Annotated in this window: 4 protein-coding genes; 3 read left to right on the top strand and 1 reads right to left on the bottom strand. The window is 69.6% G+C overall.

The annotated features are described in order from the left end of the window. The coding region (locus tag ACOADB_RS22605) for a response regulator (RefSeq protein ID WP_378603941.1) at positions 1-677 on the bottom strand (677 nt) is incomplete at its 3' end. 72 nt (positions 678-749) lie between these two features. Here ACOADB_RS22605 and ACOADB_RS22600 point away from each other — a divergent pair. The 3 genes from ACOADB_RS22600 to ACOADB_RS22590 form a co-directional block, all read left to right on the top strand. Then, a complete protein-coding gene (locus ACOADB_RS22600; protein WP_378603938.1) occupies positions 750-1,616 on the top strand; it encodes a CheR family methyltransferase in 867 nt (288 codons plus the stop codon). A gap of 11 nt (positions 1,617-1,627) precedes the next feature. After that, entirely contained in the window at positions 1,628-2,020 is a 393-nt protein-coding gene (locus ACOADB_RS22595; RefSeq protein WP_378604004.1) for a response regulator, read from the top strand. Beyond that, a partial coding sequence (locus ACOADB_RS22590; protein WP_378603935.1) for a hypothetical protein occupies positions 2,017-2,208 on the top strand: 192 nt, incomplete at its 3' end. The genes ACOADB_RS22595 and ACOADB_RS22590, both read left to right, overlap by 4 nt.

Raw genomic sequence — 2,208 nt, 5'->3', positions numbered from 1 at the left:
CGCACCTCGTCACCGTCGGCGGCTTCGCGCACGGTGAGCGCAGACAGCTTGTCGAGGCGCTGGGCGAGCATCGTCGTGAACACGGGTGGCATGTGCTGCACCACCAGCACGGGCACACCGAGATCGGCGGGGAGGCGTGGCAGCAGGCGGGCGAGCGCGTCGGGCCCACCGGTCGAGCAGCCGATGAGCAGCGCGCTGACCGGCTGGGTGGCGTGCGGCTGGTGTTCCCGGCGAACGATGGGGCGCGAGGTGCCGGGCGTGAGCTTCCGCATCCCGGCCAGGGCGCGGATCCGTGGCACCAGCTGGTCGCGGATCGCAGCGATGCCGTCGGCGATCTGTCCGGTGTTGGAGGGCTTGGTGACATAGTCCGAGGCTCCGCGCGACAACGCATCCAGCGTCGCGGTCGCCCCGCGTTCGGTCAGCGTGGAGAACATGATCACCGGCAACCGGGCGTGCTTCTCACGGATCTGCGTCAGCGCGCCGAGGCCGTCCAGGTTCGGCATCTCGATGTCGAGGGTGACCACGTCGGGCTTGAGCTCGTCGACCATCCGCACGGCTTCCACGCCGTCCCGGGCCACGCCGGCGACCTCGATGTCCGGCGCCTGGCCGAGCGCGGTGGTGACCAGTCGTCGTACCAATGCCGAGTCGTCCACCACGAGCACCCTGATCTGAGTCACGGACCACTCATCGGCCCCACACCGGTGGGCATGAGGCCTCAGGAAGCGGCGATCACCGCCGATGGACGGGTCATGACCACGCCCTCCGCCTTCGCGTCTGTCTCCGCGCTCGTCCGGCGCGAGACGTCGATGGTGTACGACGAGGGCAAGGAGTACCTCGTCGAAGCACGCCTCGCTCCGCTCGCAGCCGCCAAGGGCCTCGACCTGGAGGCGTACGTCGCCAAGCTGGCCTTCGACACCGACGAGCGGCGCAAGGTGATCGACGCGCTCACCATCAACGAGACCAGCTGGTTCCGTGACCACACGCCCTACCAGGCCTTCACCGACGCGATGCTGCCCGACCTGCTGGAACGTCGTTCGACGACCCGGCGGTTGCGGATCTGGAGCGCTGCATGCTCGAGCGGCCAGGAGGCCTACTCCATCGCGATGCTGCTCGACCAGCACCTGCCCGCCGGGTGGGAGTACGAGATCGTCGCGACCGACATCGCGACCACGATGCTCGAGCGGGTGAAGGCCGGGCGCTACAGCCAGGTCGAGGTCAACCGCGGCCTGCCGGCCACCAGCCTGGTGCGCTACTTCTCCCGCGTCGGTCGCGAGTGGGAGATCGCGCCCCGGTTGCGGGAACGGGTCACCGTGCGCCACCTCAACCTCGCGGCGCCGTACGTCGGCCTCGGGACCTTCGACATGATCTGGCTCCGCAACGTGCTGATCTACTTCGACGCCCCCACCAAGCAGGACATCCTGCGCCGGATGCTGCCGATGCTGTCGCTCGACGGCTACCTGCTGCTCGGGTCCTCGGAGACCACGCTCGACCTCCCCGAGGACCTCGCCGCCGCGTGGCGACGCGAGCCGATCGGCCGGGTGCAGGCGCATCGACGCGCCGGCGCACCCGTCCCCACTGCTGCCCCGACCCCCGACCTGACCATGACAGGAGCCTGATCGTGCGCGCCATGATCATCGACGATTCCCGGGCGATGCGGAGCATCCTGCGCCGCATCGTGTCCGGCCTCGACTTCGAGACCTCCGAGGCCGAACACGGCCAGGACGCCCTCGACCAGCTGCGGTCCGGCCCCGTGCCCGACCTGTGCCTGGTCGACTGGAACATGCCCGTGATGGACGGCTACGCGTTCATCACCGAGGTGCGCGCCAACCCGGCGTGGCGCGACATCACCCTGATGATGGTGACGACCGAGAGCGAGCAGCGCCAGATCGTGCGCGCGCTGGCCGCCGGTGCGCACGAGTACGTCATCAAGCCCTTCACGCCCGACGCGATCGTCGAGAAGCTGGAGCTCCTCGGCCTGCTCCGCGAGGGCGTCACCGCGACCGACGGAGCACTGGCATGAACGTCCTGACCTTCTTCGACCCGTCGTCGGCCGACGTCGATGCGCCCGACATCGAGGACGTGCGCTCGGTGACCGAGGACATGTGGATGGCGCTCCTCGGCGAGGACGAGGCACTCGTCCCCCGGGCCGTCCCGCACGGCTCCCCCTTCGACGCCGCAGGAGTCTGGTCCGCGACGGTCTCCGTCAGC

Origin of the sequence: Nocardioides sp. CPCC 206348 (assembly GCF_048654705.1) — a bacterium.
Classification (GTDB): Bacteria; Actinomycetota; Actinomycetes; order Propionibacteriales; family Nocardioidaceae; genus Nocardioides.
Note: the sequence above shows the minus strand (reverse complement) of the source record. Positions and strands in the feature narration are given on the sequence as shown.

Excerpts from the sequence above, each read along its gene's own strand:
- ACOADB_RS22600 (WP_378603938.1), top strand. The coding sequence starts at position 750 with ATGACCACGCCCTCCGCCTTCGCGTCTGTCTCCGCGCTCGTCCGGCGC.
- ACOADB_RS22595 (WP_378604004.1), top strand. The coding sequence starts at position 1,628 with ATGATCATCGACGATTCCCGGGCGATGCGGAGCATCCTGCGCCGCATC.